The organism is Ilumatobacter coccineus YM16-304, from assembly GCF_000348785.1.
Lineage (GTDB): Bacteria > Actinomycetota > Acidimicrobiia > Acidimicrobiales > Ilumatobacteraceae > Ilumatobacter_A > Ilumatobacter_A coccineus.
Genome location: NC_020520.1, coordinates 3845043 through 3858382 on the forward strand (window position 1 = coordinate 3845043; position 13340 = coordinate 3858382).

A 13340-nucleotide genomic window follows, 5' to 3' on the forward strand; every position below is an offset into this window, starting at 1 on the left:
TCTGCATCATGCACCATCCACGAGGTGCCGCGCGCCAGAACCCGAGCAGCGGCTGCTCGACGGTCCGCGGATACGGTCCGACGTGTGGCACCCGACGAACGAGTGAGCCGAGTGCTTCGCCGGCTCGTGTTGCCCGTCTACCTCCCGATCGTCGCCGGCACGTTCGGACTGGCGCTGCTCGTCCCGGTGCTTCCGCTGTATCTCACCGAGGTCGGCCTGTCGCTGCGGATGACGTCGGTGGTCCTGTCCGGCGTCGGCATCGGCGCCACGATCGGCGGGTTGCCCGCCGGTGCGCTCATCGCGCGGTTCGGTGAACGGCGTGTGATGTTCGCGGCCATCGCCGCCGTGGCGATCACCTCCGCGGTACTCGGTCTCACCGAGGCGTCGATCGCACTCGTCGCGATGCGTCTCGGTACGGGCGCGGCGAACATCGCGCTGCGCCTCTCGCGGCAGACGTACATCACCCGACGTGTCGCAAGGACCGTGCGCGGGCGGGCGATGTCGACCATCGGCGGCTCGTTCCGCATGTCGTTGTTCGTGGGTCCGCTGCTCGGCGGGGTGCTCGCCGACACGCTCGGGTTCGAGGCGACGTTCGCCATCGCCGGGGCGGTCACGGCGCTCGGCATGATCCCGCCGCTGCTGCAACCGGCTGCCGAGCGCGACGATGTGCTCGACGCCGAGGACGGATCGCCGGTCGACCCGATCGGGCTCTTCGAGTCCATCCGCGTGCACCGCCGCGTGCTGGCGCTGGTGGCATTCGTTCCGATGCTCACCATGGCAGTGCGCGAGGGTCGCTACGTCGTGGTGCCGCTGATCGGCGATGACCTCGGCCTGTCGCCGACAGCGGTCGGCGCGCTCGTCACGGTCGGCACGGCGGCCGACCTCGTGCTCTTTCCGGTGGCGGGCTACGTGCTCGACCGGTTCGGCCGGCTCGCTGCGATGGTGCCCTCGTTCGGTCTGATCGCGATCGGACTCGTCGTGCTCGGCTTCGCCGACACCACCGGAGCGGCCGTCGTCGCCGGCGCGATCATGGGCATCGGCAACGGGCTGAGTTCGGGTTCGCTGCTCACCCTCGGTTCCGATCTCGCTCCGGCCGACGCGCCGGGCCCGTTCCTCGCGGCGATCGCCGTCATCCAAGACGTCGGCAAGATCATCGGACCGCTCCTCGTCGGGTTCGTCGGTTCGGCCGCGTCACTCGGCACGGCATCCCTCGTGCTCGCCGGACTGATGGTCTTCGTCATCGCATGGCTCGTCCTCGTCGTCGGCGAAACCAGCCCCCGCCACGCCTGACCCCCACCGAGGGTGATTCTGCCCAGGCCAAGAATCGTCGCGTGAGCCCAGAGGATGATTTTCGCCCAGGCCAGAAATCGTCGCGAACCGTTTTCCCAGAGGATGATTTTCGGCCAGGCCAGAAATCGTCGCGAACCGTTCTCCCAGAGGATGATTTTCAGCCAGGCCAGAAATCGTCGCGACGGGTTGGTGCGGTGGCCCTCGTCCTGGTCAGTTGCGGTTGCCCGGCATGTTCGCTGCGACGTAGCGGACGATGTCGTCGGGGTTGCGGGACTGCATGACCAGTTCGCCCGGCCCCGTGAACAGGAAGATGAACCCTTCGCCGGTCTTCATCGACTGGATGCGGCCCTCGCTCACACGCTTGAGCTCCATCGTGACCGACTCGTGGAACGCGACCATGTGGTTCGTGTCGACGATGACCTGCTGGCCTTCGGCGAGCGTGAAGCGATCGAGCGCGCCGTAGAGCGACACGACGATCTTGCCGTGGCCCGAGGCGCGCAGCAGAAAAGCTCCCTCACCGCCGACCATCGTCTTGAGCCCACCGAACTTCGTGTCGATCTCGACGGTGCTCTCGGCGCAGAGGAACGACCCCTTCTGCACGAGCAGCGGCGCGTCGGGCGTGACGTCGAACGTGGTGAGGTCGCCTGGCAACGACGGTGCGAAGTCGATCCAGCCGCCCTGCGGGCCGGCGGTGGCGGTGGTGATGAACAGCGACTCGCCGCCGAGCACGCTGCGCTTGAGGCCCTTCATCATGCCGCCTTCGACCTTGGCGGCGAGTTGCATGTCGGGGGCCATGGCCATCATGGCTCCCGACTCGGCGCGGATCGATTCACCGGGCGCGAGCAGCGCGCGAGCGACCGAGAAGGATGGGTTGTGGCGTTCCTGGATCTCCATGCGCCCATCGTTGCAGAACACAGCGGGTGCGCCGGGCCGGACGGTTTGTCTCAGAGACAAACCGTCCGGTCGCTGCGATCACCGGCGGGTTGGGAGCGGTGGCGAGCTCAGAGCCAGCGGCGTGGGATGGGCAGGCGATCTCGGAGCCGCACGAAGCCGAGCAGCGCCTTGTTGATGGCCTTGGTGTTGTCGAAGCCCTTCACCCGTTCGGGAACGAGCCGGATCAACGTCTGACCGGTCGCCTCGCGGTCGGCGGCGGAGATCTTGTCGTACTCGGCGGCGCCGAGCTTGCCGAAGTACTTCACCGCCATCGCCTTCGACAGCGTGCCGTCGGTGCCGAGGTCGACCAGCTCGACTCGGCCGTCGACGATGACGGCGCGATACGGCGGCCGCTCGTCCTGCACCGACACGCAGACGCGGTCGTCGCGTTGCAGCGCCCGGTGCTTGTCGGACCCGGTGGAGACGACGAACAGCATCACGCCGTCTCGGTACGTGTACCAGAGCGGTGCCGCGTTGGGGCGGCCGTCTTTGCGCACGTAGGTGAACGTGGCGATTCGCGTGTCGGCGAGGAACGAATCGAGTGCCTCGGCGTCGAAACCGGGCTGACCACCGAGCGGTGCGAACGGGAGTGCTGCGAGTGGCGTGATCGAAGCGCCGGATGAGTTTACGGTGTAATCCATGTCGGCAACGTAGCGCAGATCGGCGTACGGCGTAAACCTCCGTCCCCTCGCAACGTAGAATCAGGCGCCATGAGCACCGATCGCCAACCGTTGTCGCGCGCCGCGATCGTCGCCGCCGCCATCACCGTGATCGATCGCGACGGACTCGAGCGGCTCTCGATGCGACGCCTCGGCAACGAACTGGGCTACGAGGCAATGGCGCTCTACAAGCACGTCACCGACAAGGCGGCGCTTCTCGACGCGGTGATCGAGGCGGCATACGCGGAGATGACACCGCCCGATCCCTCCGATCCGTGGGACGACCGAATTCGACACGCCGCACGCGAACTGCGACGCGTGGCGCTGTGCCACCCCGAACTCCTGATCGCCATGATCACCTCGCCTCCGGCATGCCCTGCCGTCCGCACCCGCATCGACGGCATCCTCGAGGCACTCGACGAGAGCGGCCTCGGCGCCGACGACGTCGTGCGCAGCTTTCGACTGTTCGTCAACCTCACGTCGGGCGCACTCCTGAGCGAGACCACCGCCGCCCGCCAACAGACCGGACCCCTCGAGAACCAGGTCGGCGTCGACGAGTGCCGCGCCCTCGCCGAGTACGGCGCGGCGCTCGCCTCGTGCGACTTCGACGTCGAGTTCGACGACACGGTCGAGACGTTCATCCGCCTCAGCCAGCTCAACGGTTCGACCACCCGGCGGCCCGCCTAGCGCATCGAGGCCCTCGCCTCCACGCGGCGAGACGAGAAGATCACCGTTCGTGACTCCCGCCACCTGACCGCAACAGGTTCGTAATACAACTGTAACTTCGGCGATCATGTTCAGACCGGACGCAACCTCCACGCGGGCCGAGCGGCGCGCCATCCCTCGCCGTCGCCGCACACGCGTCGTCGCCAAGCACCTCAAAGTCGGTATCGCGGTGGCCGCCGCCGTGGTGAGCGTGCCGTTCGGCGCCCGCGCCGAACCGCGGCCACTCCACACCGACATCGTGACGCAGTTCGCCACCGACGATGTCGCGGGCTCGAGCGCTCGCCCCGATGACGAACTGCTCCTCGACGCCTGCCCGATCGACGGGTCGTCGACCTTCGAGGACAGCTGGGGCTGGGCTCGCTCCGGCGGACGCAGCCACGAAGGTGTCGACCTCATCGCCAGCCGGGGCACGCCGATCATCGCCGTCCGTGACGGCTGGGCGAACTTCACGACGAGCAACCTCGGCGGACGCGCCGTGTGGCTCACCGCCGACAACGGCGACAAGTTCTACTACGCCCACCTCGACGACTGGGAGGGCGAGAGTCGCACCGTCGCTGCCGGCGACGTGATCGGCTACGTGGGGAGCACCGGCAATGCGCAGGGCCCGCATCTCCACTTCGAGACGATGCCCGACGGCGTGGTCGAGAACCCGTTCCCTCACACGCTCGGCGCGTGCGTGCCCGCCCCGCCCCCGGTGGTCAACGAGATCGCCCAGATGCACGCGTCGAACCGGCTCGGCACGCAGCTCTGATCTGCGGGGTCACGAAGTCGCCACCGCCGCGGCCAGTCGAGGAGGTCGACCTGGCTACCGTTTCAGGATGATCCGACTCCGCCAGATCGCACTCGTCGCTGCCGACCTCGACCCGGTCGTCGAGACGTTGTGCTCGACGTTCGACCTCTCGGTGTGCTTCCGAGATCCGGGCGTCGGGGAGTTCGGCCTCCACAATGCGCTCATGGTCATCGGCGACCAGTTTCTCGAGGTCGTGTCGCCGACCGCACCCGGCACCACGGCCGGTCGTCTGCTCGACAAGCGTGACGGGGACGGTGGCTACATGGCGATCTACGAGGTCGACGATCTCGATGCTCGGATCGACCGCTTGGCCGAACACGGCGTCCGTGTCGTGTGGGCTGGAGACTTCTCGACGATCCGCGGCCGCCACCTTCATCCGCGAGATGTCGGCGGCGCGATCGTGTCGATCGACGAGGCGACCCCACCCGGGAGTTGGACGTGGGCCGGGCCCGACTGGGCACCGCATCGATCGAGCGTGGCGAGCGGAATCGCCGGCTTCACCGTGGCGGCCACCGACCCGCAGGCGATGTCGGCCCGTTGGAGCACGCTCGACCTCGATGTCTCCGTCCGGTTCACGGAGGCCGGCGAGCGCGGCGACGGGATCGACGGTGTCGATCTGGTGTCGGTCGACCGGTCGCGCACCGGCGAGGTCGTCGAACTCTGCGGGGTCACCTTCACGCTCGTGTGACGACGCCGCGTCGCCCGAGCCGTCGCCATCGCGACATGACGGGTCGCAACGGGACGTTCAGTGTTCGACGACGAACGTCGGCGTGAGCCGCAACGTGATGCGGGGCGTGCCGGGCTTGTCGAACGCCGTGCCGTCCTCGAACCCGTGCTTGCGACACACGGCATCTCGCGTCGACGCCGTCGGATCGGCCGTGACGGTCATCGTGCCCCGGATCTCGATGTAGCGCATGAGATTCCGGGGGTCGACGACGGTGAACGCGACCGACGGGTTGGCCGACACGTGCCGTTCGCGCAGCCGCCCGCCGACCGAGCTGACGAGGATCTCGTCGCCGTCGCGCAGGAACCAGACCGGCGACACCTGTGGGGCCCCGCTCGACATGACGGTGGCCAACAGCCCGTTGACCGGTGCGTCGAGCAGATCGAAGTACGCCTCGGGAAGTTTCACCGCACCACTATCGCAGCGCCCTCGACAGGAATCGAACCGTGTCGCGCCACTCACAACCGCGCCCTCGACAGGAACCGAACCCGTGGCCTCTCGCTGAGGAGACGACCACGAGATGCCCCTGTTGTACGCGCCCTCGACAGGAATCGAACCTGTGGCCTCTCGCTGAGGAGCCGACCACGAGATGCCACTGTCAACTGCGCCCTCGACAGGAATCGAACCTGTGGCCTCTCGCTGAGGAGCCGACCACGAGATGCCACTGTCAACTGCGCCCTCGACAGGAACCGAACCCGTGGCCTCTCGCTGAGGAGCCGACCACGAGATGCCACTGTCAACTGCGCCCTCGACAGGAACCGAACCCGTGGCGCGCCGCTGTTGTACGCGCCCTCGACAGGAATCGAACCTGTGGCCTATCGCTTAGGAGGCGACCGCTCTATCCAACTGAGCTACGAGGGCAAGAGACCGAAGTCTAGGAGTCGACTCGAATCTCCGAGCAGACCGGCCGCCCGACCGCAACCTGGCGATGCCCATCCGGGATGGAAACGACCAGGTCGATCACCTCGGGGTGGGGGCGCGCCATCCGAACTTGAGCGCGGCGAGCCGCAACGAGAACACGGCGGCGGCGACGCCGATGGCGACGCCGCCCGAGTAGAAGCCGTTGCGCCATGCCACGACGATGACCGTGGCACCCAGCGCCGCTGGGATCGCATAGAGCCGGCTGTCGGGGTGGAAGAGGTGTGGCTGGTCGTTGGCCAACACGTCGCGGATGATGCCGCCTCCGGTCGCCGTGATCACGCCGATGAGCACGGCGCCGACTGCGCTCGCTTCGAACGCCGACGCCTTGACCGCACCCGTTGCGGCGAACAGGCCGAGCCCGGCGGCGTCGAAGAACATCACGGGCCGTCGGAATCGATGCTCGATGATCGCGTGCCCGACGAACACGACGGCGGCGGCGACCAACGGCACGATGAGGTACAGCACGTCGTCGAACGCGGTCGGTGGCGTGGCCCCGAGGACCACGTCGCGGATGATTCCACCACCGAGCGCCGTCACCAGCGACAGCGCGATGACCCCGACGAGTTCGAAGCCTTTGCGTACGGCGAGCAGTCCGCCCGACACCGCGAAGAAGAACACACCGACCAGGTCGACGGTTCGCTCGAGCGTGGCGTCGAGCCCCGTCGCCGAGTCGATCTGCGCGAGCACTGACACGCCGGGCACGATAGGCGCGTCGCGCCACAACTCGTCGATGCCGATGTCGTGCGGCCACGTCGACGCCGTCGACCCTCGAGCGGAGTCGCGGACGGCCCCCTTACGCTGTCGCCATGTCGATCGATCGAAGCGAGCTCACGCGCCAGGGATTCCAGGCGCTCAACTCGGTGGTCGAACCCACCGTGCGCTCGGGCTTCGCCAATCCGTGGCCGATCGGCGGTGGCCTGGTGCTCCTCGAGACCATGGGCCGCAAGTCGGGCGTGTGGCGGTCGGTTCCGCTCGTGTCGACACGCGTTGGCGACACCCTCGTCGTGAGCACCGTGCGGTCGAACTCGCTGTGGCTGAAGAACATCGAAGCCCACGAGCGCGTCCGCGTGTGGCTCCACGGCAAGCGTCGAACGGGCACCGCCATGATCGATCGCGGGCCGCTGAACACCGCGGTCATCCGTCTCGACTGATCGACCGGACGAGACACGACGCATGCCCCGACGACGACGCCGGGGTCAACTGTCGATGGGAGCGCAGTCGTGTCCGCAACCGTCTGCTGCTGCCTCGAAGCCCGCCGGCGCGGGCCGGTGGAGCACGGCTCCGGTCGGCGCAACCGAGATGGTCACTGCCTCACCGGCCGTGTCGACCGACGCGGTCCCGTCGATGATCAGGGTGTAGCCCGTCGGGTCGAGCGGCGGATACGAGATCGTCACCGTCGAGCGGGCGGCCGAGTTGCGCGCCGAGCGACCGCCTTCGTCGATCGTGATCGTGGCGCCGTCCCACACCGGCCGGACCGCCACGATCTTGGGGGTCTGGTCGTCGTTGACCGTGAGGAGGTAGGCGTAGTCGTACTCCTGCGTCTTCGCTTCGAGGGCGTCGATGGCGACCGGAATGCTCATGTGCACATCCAAGCAGATGCCGGCCCGAGCCGGGCGATGGACGACTACCCGATAAACCCGACCCGATTTGTCGGGTTTATGATTTCGACGGCTACCCTCGCGGTTTCCACACCATCGACACACCCGAAACTCTCAGAGGAGAAACATCATGGCCGTCCGTCTCGGCGACACCGCACCCGACTTCACCGCCCCCACGACGCAGGGCGAGATCAACTTCCACGAGTGGCTCGGCGACTCGTGGGGCGTGCTGTTCAGCCACCCGAAGGACTTCACGCCGGTCTGCACCACCGAACTCGGAACGGTCGCCGCGCTCAAGCCGGAGTTCGACAAGCGCAACGTCAAGGTCATCGGCCTCTCGGTCGACCCCGTCGACAGTCACGTCGAGTGGGAGAAGGACATCGAGGAGACGCAGGGCACCGCCGTCAACTTCCCGATGATCGGCGACCCCGACCGCACCGTGGCCGACAAGTACGACATGATCCACGAGAACGCGAACGACACGCTGACCGTGCGCTCGGTGTTCATCATCGGACCTGACAAGAAGGTCAAGCTCACGCTGACCTACCCGGCGTCGACGGGCCGCAACTTCGACGAGATCCTGCGCGTGATCGACAGCCTGCAGCTCACCGCCGATCACAAGGTCGCCACGCCGGCCAACTGGACCGACGGCGACGACGTCATCATCGTCCCGGCGCTCTCCGACGACGAGGCCAAGGAGCTGTTCCCTGCCGGTTGGGAGCCGGTCAAGCCGTACCTGCGCGTCACCAAGCAGCCGAACCGCTGATCTCCCGCCAGCCGATCTGGTCACATCCGTTCACGCGGGTGTGACCAGGTCGGTCGTTACTCAGAGCGATAAGAGCGGCCGGGTCGGTCAGAGCAGCCAGTTCGATTCGATCCAGGCGCGGACGGGTTCGGCGACCTTGTCGAGGTGCTCCGCCGGCTGATCGCGAATCTGTGTCGCGCTGATCGGCACCGCTGCTCGCTCGGGGTCGACCGCGACGGCCTCTGCCCCGAAACGTTCGGCGAGACCGCTCACGTACGAATCGGACGAGAACACGGCGTGCGGCCCGTCGTCGAGTGGCCAGTGCGCACGGAACAGCGCCATCCACTTCTCCCACAGTTCGTCGTCGTCGAAGTCGGTGCCGAGCTGATGCGCCACCGCCCGGATCTCGACGCTCGGATGCAGGTCGGTGAGCCAGGTCGCCCGGAGCTCGCCGGGAATGGTGTCACGCTGTGTCGACCAGTTGACGTACACGACGAGCTGGTCGACCTGTTGCGCCGCCTGCTCGATCATGTACGAATGGCCGAGATGTGGTGGGTCGAATCGTCCGACGATCAACCCGGTCGAGAATCGTTGCTCCACGCTGATCAGGAGGCTCCGGGGGTCGGGAGTTCGACCGTGTCCATCTCCGACGGTTCGCATCCGAGCGCGATCAGCACTTTGGAGAACCCGTGGAAGAGTGCGAGACCGACGCCGATCTCGGTCTGCTGTTCGGGCGTGAACTCGGCCTCGAAGGCTGCGGCCACATCGCTCGACATCGGCCCCTCGGCATCGAGGAACGCGTCGGCGAACCCGAGCGCCGCCTTCTGCCGGTCGGACAGCGCGGAGTCGTCCCAACCGTCGTCGATGTCGTCGACCTGCGTCTCGTCGAGTCCGTCATGCTTCGCGACCGCGAAGCGAACGTTGCGTCAATAGCCACAGTCGGTGATCCGAGCGTTGCGAATTCGGACGGTTTCCTTCGTCGGATGATCGACGACGCCGTGGCTCCAGAACTGCGCGTAGAGGGCGCCGAAGCCGCGAGCCAACTCGGGTTGGTGCGCGAGCAACGATCCCATGTTGGCGGGCTGGCCGTCGATCGCCGAGGGGAGGCGTGGTGTGGTGCTCATGTCGTGGTTTCGTCCGCTCGCTGCACCAGGTCGAGCTTGGCGAACCCGTCGGCGAGGGCGAGGTGGAACATGATCGCCACCTGCTCGTCGTGGGCGTAGTGATCGGACAGTCGGGCGAACTGGCGATCGGTGATGCCGTGGACGTCGACGAGGAACTGCTCGACGATGTCGATCACGCACTGCTCTGCCGGCGACACGTCGTCGGGCAGGCGCACACCGGCTGCGGCGGTGCCGACCAGCTGTGCGACTCGGGTGTCGATGAGCTCGGCCAATCGTCCAGGCGTGCGTCCGGCCGCGTCGCGGCGGAGTTCGTCGGCCTGTTCGAGTAGTGGCGTGTTCGTGAGCATCGATCTCCCTGCGAGTGCGGATGAGCGATCTCAGGATAGTTCGGGCTGCGCTGCAGACACGGCTCGAGCGAGGCCGTCGACCACACGATGCCAACCCGACCCGAGATGGTCGATCTCTGACGGTTCCGCATCGTCGCAGATCGCGCTCGCCGCTGCGTGAGAGAGCGCCTTGGCCACTTCGTCGCCCGCTCGGCCGGCGGTGGCGCGCGCCGCGTCGATGCGCGATCGAGCGGCGTCGCGGTCACCCGACGACGACAGGGCGGCGCCCGCGGCGACGTCGGCGAGCACTCGGTCGAGGTACGTCGACCCCTCGTCGTCGGTCACTGCGTCGGCGTGGCGCAGCGCATCGGCGGCGTCGCCGAGCATCGCGTGGGCGATGGCGCTCACGGCGTGGAGGTATGGCCGTTCGGCGGTCACGTCGAGCAACACGGTGAGGGCTTCTTCGGGTTCGCCGACCTGGCAGAGTCCGAGCGCGAGGCCGATCCGCGCCTCGGAGCCGTCGGCGTGCATCGCCACCATTCGCTCCACGGCGACTTCGCCGAGCGAGACCGCACGCTCACCGAGCCCGAGGTGCGCTGCGGTGCCGGCCGCCGCCATGGTCGGGAAGGCGAGGTCGCCGAACAGGTCGGCCAACGAGACCGCTTCCTCCAGACCCCGCTCGGCTTCCTGGTTCCGTCCGAGCGCCACCAGGGCGCGCATGCGCGGCACGAGGGCCTGCACGATGCCGAAGCGGTCGTTGAGTTCGCGGAATCCGTTGAGCGCCCGACGGGAGAGTTCTTCCGCTTCGCTGAATCGACCGGTCCACAGGCGAATCGACGCGAGCAACGCGTCCATCATCGCCGGCGCCCAACGCTCGCCGAGCTCGGCTGCTTCCTTGCGGACCGCCGTTGCGAGTTCTTCTGCGTCGCCGAATCGCCGCTCGAAGAAACGAACGTACGCGAGCAGCCCCATCGCCCAGCCGGTGCCCGACCGGTCGCCGAGGTCTTCGAACAGTCCCGACGACGCGGTGAGTCGCTGTTCGGCGAGTTCGGTGTCGCCCGACAGGAACGCGACCCAGGCCTGGTGCTGGCGAATCCACGCCAGTCGGCGCCGGTCACCGAGCTCCTCGGCCAGTGTCTCGGCTTCGCTCAGGATCGAATCGGCGTCGACGAGCGATCCGCCGAACACTTCGACGAAGCCGCGGTCGCTGAGCGAGGTGGCCAGTTCGTGCGCTTCGTCGGACGCGCGGAGCAGTTCGACGCTCTTGCCGAGTTCGGTGCGAGCCAGGGGGAGGTCGCCCTCCTGCTGGGCGATCATGCCGAGGATGCGGCGGGCGATCGCTTCTTGGACCTCGTCGCCGTCGGACACCGCCGATTCGAGCACGGTCCGCGCGTCGACCACCGCCAACGCCCCTTCACGACGCTCGACCGACGCGTTGGCGCGCAGCAGGCGAAGCGATCGGATGCTCGCCGCGTCGCCGACGCCCAGATCGATCGCTCGTGATGCCTGACGGATCGCCTGGTTGAACGCCCCGATCTCGAGTGACCGTTCGGCGGCTCGGCTGAGCAGGTCGACCGCCCGTGCTCCGATGTCGGCGGGCACCTGTTCGACCGGGCCGATGTCGGCGACGAGTTCGGCCGCGGTGGCGGCGTGGTGTGCGACCTGATCGATCGGGCCCAGGCCGTAGTCGAGCATCACTCTGGCGGTTCCGGTGTGGCGCTGCGCGCGCGACGACTTGGTCAGCGTCTGATACGCCACTTCGCGCACGATCTCGGACCGGAATCGCCACCATCCGTCGGTGACGTCGAAGAATCCGTCGTCGTCGAGTTCGTCGAGGTCGCTCGTCTCGAAGTCTTGGCCGAGCTCCTCTGCGAACCGTGCGAGCGCCTTGTCGGAACCCGACGTGCCGAGCACCGAGGCGTTCTCGATGATCAGTCGCTGCGCGGCGGGCAGCGCGTCGAGGCGCGCCGCGATCAGCGCGCGCAACGAACTCGGCAGATTCTCGTCGCCGGGGTGTTCGTGGGCCATCTTGGCCAACTGCGTGAGGAAGAGCGGGTTGCCACCGCTGCGTTCGTACAGCTGCTTGCGGAGCTGATCGCCCGGGTCATCGCCGGCGAACACGGCCCCGACCAACTCGTCGGACTCCCCCTTGCTCAGCGGATCGAGCGGCATGTTGATCATGACCGGGTGGTCGATCGCAGGCGGCCACCCGTTGTCGGCGTCGTCACGTTGCGCCGTGACGAGCAGTACCGGACGATCGATCAGCGACCGGGCGATGCGTGAGAGCAGTTCGAGCAGGAGCGGGTCGGCCCATTGCACGTCGTCGATCCAGACCACCACCGGCCCTGCCTGCGAACGCCGATGGAGCCCTTCGACCACGACTTGCATGACGATCTCGCGGGCTTGCGACGGGGCGACTCGGTCGAGGTCGGACGCGTGGCCGAGCAGATGCATCGCGCCTTCGATGAAGCGATGCATCCGCGGGTCGGAGTCGCCGAGCCCGTACAGCTCGATGCCCCGATCGTGAACCGTCTGACGCAGCACGTCGGCGGGGGTCGAGCGGTCGGCGCCCATGAGGCGGAACAGTGCCGACGCGATCGGCGACCAGGCATTGGTCTCGCCGTACGGCGCGCACACGCCGGTGAACACCGCCACGGGACGACCGGGGAACCGAGCGAGCGACTCGTTGACCAGGCGGGTCTTGCCGCTGCCGGCCTCGCCCGTCACCGTGATGACCGCGCCTTGGCCGTCGGCCACGAGGCCCATCACCGAGTTGAAGAGCTCGCGCTGACTCGTCCGGCCGACGAACGGGAGGTCGTGGCGCGAGGGCGCGAGGAACGACCGATTGATCCGGCCGGTGACACTCCAGATTCGTTCGGTCTGGTCGCGGCCGCGCACTTCGGAGTCGGCCACCAGCACGCGTTCGATGCGCGGCGACAGCTCCGCTTCGGTCGCGGCGCCGATGTAGATGCCGCCGGGAGGGGCCATCGACTGCAGACGCGACGCGACGTTGACCACGTCGCCCATCGCCGTGTAGTCGTCGCTGCCCGACACTCTGCCCACCACCACTTCGCCGGTGTTGACGCCGACGCGCATCCGGATGTCGGCGGTGAGCGCAGGGTCGGACTCGACGAACTCTTCGAGCGCTCGGTGCATCTCGATCGCCGCGCGCACTGCTCGATCGGGGTCGTCTTCGTGGGCGGTGGGTGCGCCGAACAGCGCCAGGATCCCGTCGCCGAGCACCTTGTCGACCCGGCCGCCGAAGCGCTCGATCTCGACGATCATGCGCTCGAAGCCGGCGTCGATCAGCCGTTTGACGCGCTCGGGGTCGAGGTGCTCCGACAGCGTGGTGAAGCCGACGATGTCGGCGAACAGCACCGACACGACGCGGCGTTCCTCGGCCATGGTCGAACTCACTTCGTGGCCACAGAACGGACAGAAGCGAGCGCCCTCGGGGAGCGGCTGCGAGCACGAGGCGCATGCCATCGAAGCAGACTACGCCCC

Annotated in this window: 16 protein-coding genes and 1 tRNA gene; 6 read left to right on the forward strand and 11 right to left on the reverse strand. The window is 67.7% G+C overall.

Annotation, left to right across the window (positions count from 1 at the left end; genetic code table 11):
• Positions 1 to 84: 84 nt before the first annotated feature.
• Positions 85 to 1290, forward strand: coding sequence for an MFS transporter (locus YM304_RS17130; protein WP_015442978.1), 1206 nt, complete (start codon positions 85 to 87; stop codon positions 1288 to 1290).
• A 210-nt stretch (positions 1291 to 1500) separates the two neighbouring features.
• Here the strand turns inward: YM304_RS17130 and YM304_RS17135 are convergent, their stop codons facing one another.
• Together YM304_RS17135 and YM304_RS22955 are read right to left on the reverse strand one after the other, a co-directional pair.
• A complete protein-coding gene (locus YM304_RS17135) occupies positions 1501 to 2184 on the reverse strand; it encodes a TIGR00266 family protein (RefSeq protein WP_015442979.1) in 684 nt (227 codons plus the stop codon).
• Positions 2185 to 2291: 107 nt separating this feature from the next.
• A complete protein-coding gene (locus YM304_RS22955) occupies positions 2292 to 2864 on the reverse strand; it encodes a PPOX class F420-dependent oxidoreductase (protein ID WP_015442980.1) in 573 nt (190 codons plus the stop codon).
• Positions 2865 to 2933: 69 nt separating this feature from the next.
• Between YM304_RS22955 and YM304_RS22960 the strand changes: the two genes are divergently transcribed.
• From YM304_RS22960 to YM304_RS17155, 3 genes are all read left to right on the forward strand, one after another.
• Positions 2934 to 3569: a TetR/AcrR family transcriptional regulator gene (locus tag YM304_RS22960; RefSeq protein ID WP_015442981.1), complete on the forward strand. Its 636-nt coding sequence runs from the start codon at positions 2934 to 2936 to the stop codon at positions 3567 to 3569.
• 106 nt (positions 3570 to 3675) lie between these two features.
• The gene (locus tag YM304_RS22965) at positions 3676 to 4359 is read left to right on the forward strand and encodes a M23 family metallopeptidase (protein WP_015442982.1); all 684 of its coding nucleotides are present in this window, start codon (positions 3676 to 3678) and stop codon (positions 4357 to 4359) included.
• A 67-nt stretch (positions 4360 to 4426) separates the two neighbouring features.
• On the forward strand, positions 4427 to 5086 hold the full coding sequence (locus YM304_RS17155) for a VOC family protein (protein WP_015442983.1): 660 nt from the start codon (positions 4427 to 4429) through the stop codon (positions 5084 to 5086).
• A 57-nt stretch (positions 5087 to 5143) separates the two neighbouring features.
• Here the strand turns inward: YM304_RS17155 and YM304_RS25115 are convergent, their stop codons facing one another.
• The 3 genes from YM304_RS25115 to YM304_RS17170 form a co-directional block, all read right to left on the reverse strand.
• Positions 5144 to 5530, reverse strand: a complete 387-nt coding sequence (locus tag YM304_RS25115) for a TIGR03618 family F420-dependent PPOX class oxidoreductase (RefSeq protein ID WP_015442984.1) — start codon at positions 5528 to 5530, stop codon at positions 5144 to 5146.
• Between the two features lie 379 nt (positions 5531 to 5909).
• Positions 5910 to 5983 (reverse strand) — tRNA-Arg (locus tag YM304_RS17165).
• 99 nt (positions 5984 to 6082) lie between these two features.
• Complete coding sequence (locus YM304_RS17170) at positions 6083 to 6745, reverse strand: trimeric intracellular cation channel family protein (protein WP_015442985.1); 663 nt, start codon at positions 6743 to 6745, stop codon at positions 6083 to 6085.
• A 104-nt stretch (positions 6746 to 6849) separates the two neighbouring features.
• Between YM304_RS17170 and YM304_RS17175 the strand changes: the two genes are divergently transcribed.
• Positions 6850 to 7194 carry a nitroreductase/quinone reductase family protein gene (locus YM304_RS17175; protein WP_015442986.1) on the forward strand — a complete coding sequence of 115 codons (345 nt, stop codon included), beginning with the start codon at positions 6850 to 6852 and terminating at the stop codon, positions 7192 to 7194.
• A 45-nt stretch (positions 7195 to 7239) separates the two neighbouring features.
• On the opposite strand, the gene YM304_RS17180 is transcribed toward YM304_RS17175, so the two are convergent.
• On the reverse strand, positions 7240 to 7623 hold the full coding sequence (locus tag YM304_RS17180; RefSeq protein WP_041300476.1) for a pyridoxamine 5'-phosphate oxidase family protein: 384 nt from the start codon (positions 7621 to 7623) through the stop codon (positions 7240 to 7242).
• Positions 7624 to 7771: 148 nt separating this feature from the next.
• Between YM304_RS17180 and YM304_RS17185 the strand changes: the two genes are divergently transcribed.
• Complete coding sequence (locus YM304_RS17185) at positions 7772 to 8407, forward strand: peroxiredoxin (RefSeq protein WP_015442988.1); 636 nt, start codon at positions 7772 to 7774, stop codon at positions 8405 to 8407.
• An 87-nt stretch (positions 8408 to 8494) separates the two neighbouring features.
• Here YM304_RS17185 and YM304_RS17190 read toward each other — a convergent pair whose 3' ends face one another.
• From YM304_RS17190 to YM304_RS17205, 5 genes are all read right to left on the reverse strand, one after another.
• The gene (locus YM304_RS17190) at positions 8495 to 8986 is read right to left on the reverse strand and encodes an adenylyltransferase/cytidyltransferase family protein (protein WP_015442989.1); all 492 of its coding nucleotides are present in this window, start codon (positions 8984 to 8986) and stop codon (positions 8495 to 8497) included.
• Between the two features lie 5 nt (positions 8987 to 8991).
• A complete protein-coding gene (locus tag YM304_RS24865) occupies positions 8992 to 9162 on the reverse strand; it encodes a hypothetical protein (RefSeq protein ID WP_154723519.1) in 171 nt (56 codons plus the stop codon).
• A 150-nt stretch (positions 9163 to 9312) separates the two neighbouring features.
• Entirely contained in the window at positions 9313 to 9510 is a 198-nt protein-coding gene (locus YM304_RS17195) for a carboxymuconolactone decarboxylase family protein (RefSeq protein ID WP_015442991.1), read from the reverse strand.
• Complete coding sequence (locus YM304_RS17200; RefSeq protein WP_015442992.1) at positions 9507 to 9857, reverse strand: carboxymuconolactone decarboxylase family protein; 351 nt, start codon at positions 9855 to 9857, stop codon at positions 9507 to 9509. The genes YM304_RS17195 and YM304_RS17200 overlap by 4 nt, the downstream gene beginning before the upstream one ends.
• A gap of 30 nt (positions 9858 to 9887) precedes the next feature.
• On the reverse strand, positions 9888 to 13322 hold the full coding sequence (locus YM304_RS17205; protein ID WP_015442993.1) for an ATP-binding protein: 3435 nt from the start codon (positions 13320 to 13322) through the stop codon (positions 9888 to 9890).
• Positions 13323 to 13340: the final 18 nt, after the last annotated feature.

Coding starts and splice junctions, on each gene's coding strand:
- YM304_RS17135 (WP_015442979.1), bottom strand. CDS start 2,184: ATGGAGATCCAGGAACGCCACAACCCATCCTTCTCGGTCGCTCGCGCG.
- YM304_RS22955 (WP_015442980.1), bottom strand. CDS start 2,864: ATGGATTACACCGTAAACTCATCCGGCGCTTCGATCACGCCACTCGCA.
- YM304_RS22960 (WP_015442981.1), top strand. CDS start 2,934: ATGAGCACCGATCGCCAACCGTTGTCGCGCGCCGCGATCGTCGCCGCC.
- YM304_RS22965 (WP_015442982.1), top strand. CDS start 3,676: ATGTTCAGACCGGACGCAACCTCCACGCGGGCCGAGCGGCGCGCCATC.
- YM304_RS17155 (WP_015442983.1), top strand. CDS start 4,427: ATGATCCGACTCCGCCAGATCGCACTCGTCGCTGCCGACCTCGACCCG.
- YM304_RS17175 (WP_015442986.1), top strand. CDS start 6,850: ATGTCGATCGATCGAAGCGAGCTCACGCGCCAGGGATTCCAGGCGCTC.
- YM304_RS17180 (WP_041300476.1), bottom strand. CDS start 7,623: ATGAGCATTCCGGTCGCCATCGACGCCCTCGAAGCGAAGACGCAGGAG.
- YM304_RS17185 (WP_015442988.1), top strand. CDS start 7,772: ATGGCCGTCCGTCTCGGCGACACCGCACCCGACTTCACCGCCCCCACG.
- YM304_RS24865 (WP_154723519.1), bottom strand. CDS start 9,162: ATGTCGAGCGATGTGGCCGCAGCCTTCGAGGCCGAGTTCACGCCCGAA.
- YM304_RS17195 (WP_015442991.1), bottom strand. CDS start 9,510: ATGAGCACCACACCACGCCTCCCCTCGGCGATCGACGGCCAGCCCGCC.
- YM304_RS17200 (WP_015442992.1), bottom strand. CDS start 9,857: ATGCTCACGAACACGCCACTACTCGAACAGGCCGACGAACTCCGCCGC.
- YM304_RS17205 (WP_015442993.1), bottom strand. CDS start 13,322: ATGGCATGCGCCTCGTGCTCGCAGCCGCTCCCCGAGGGCGCTCGCTTC.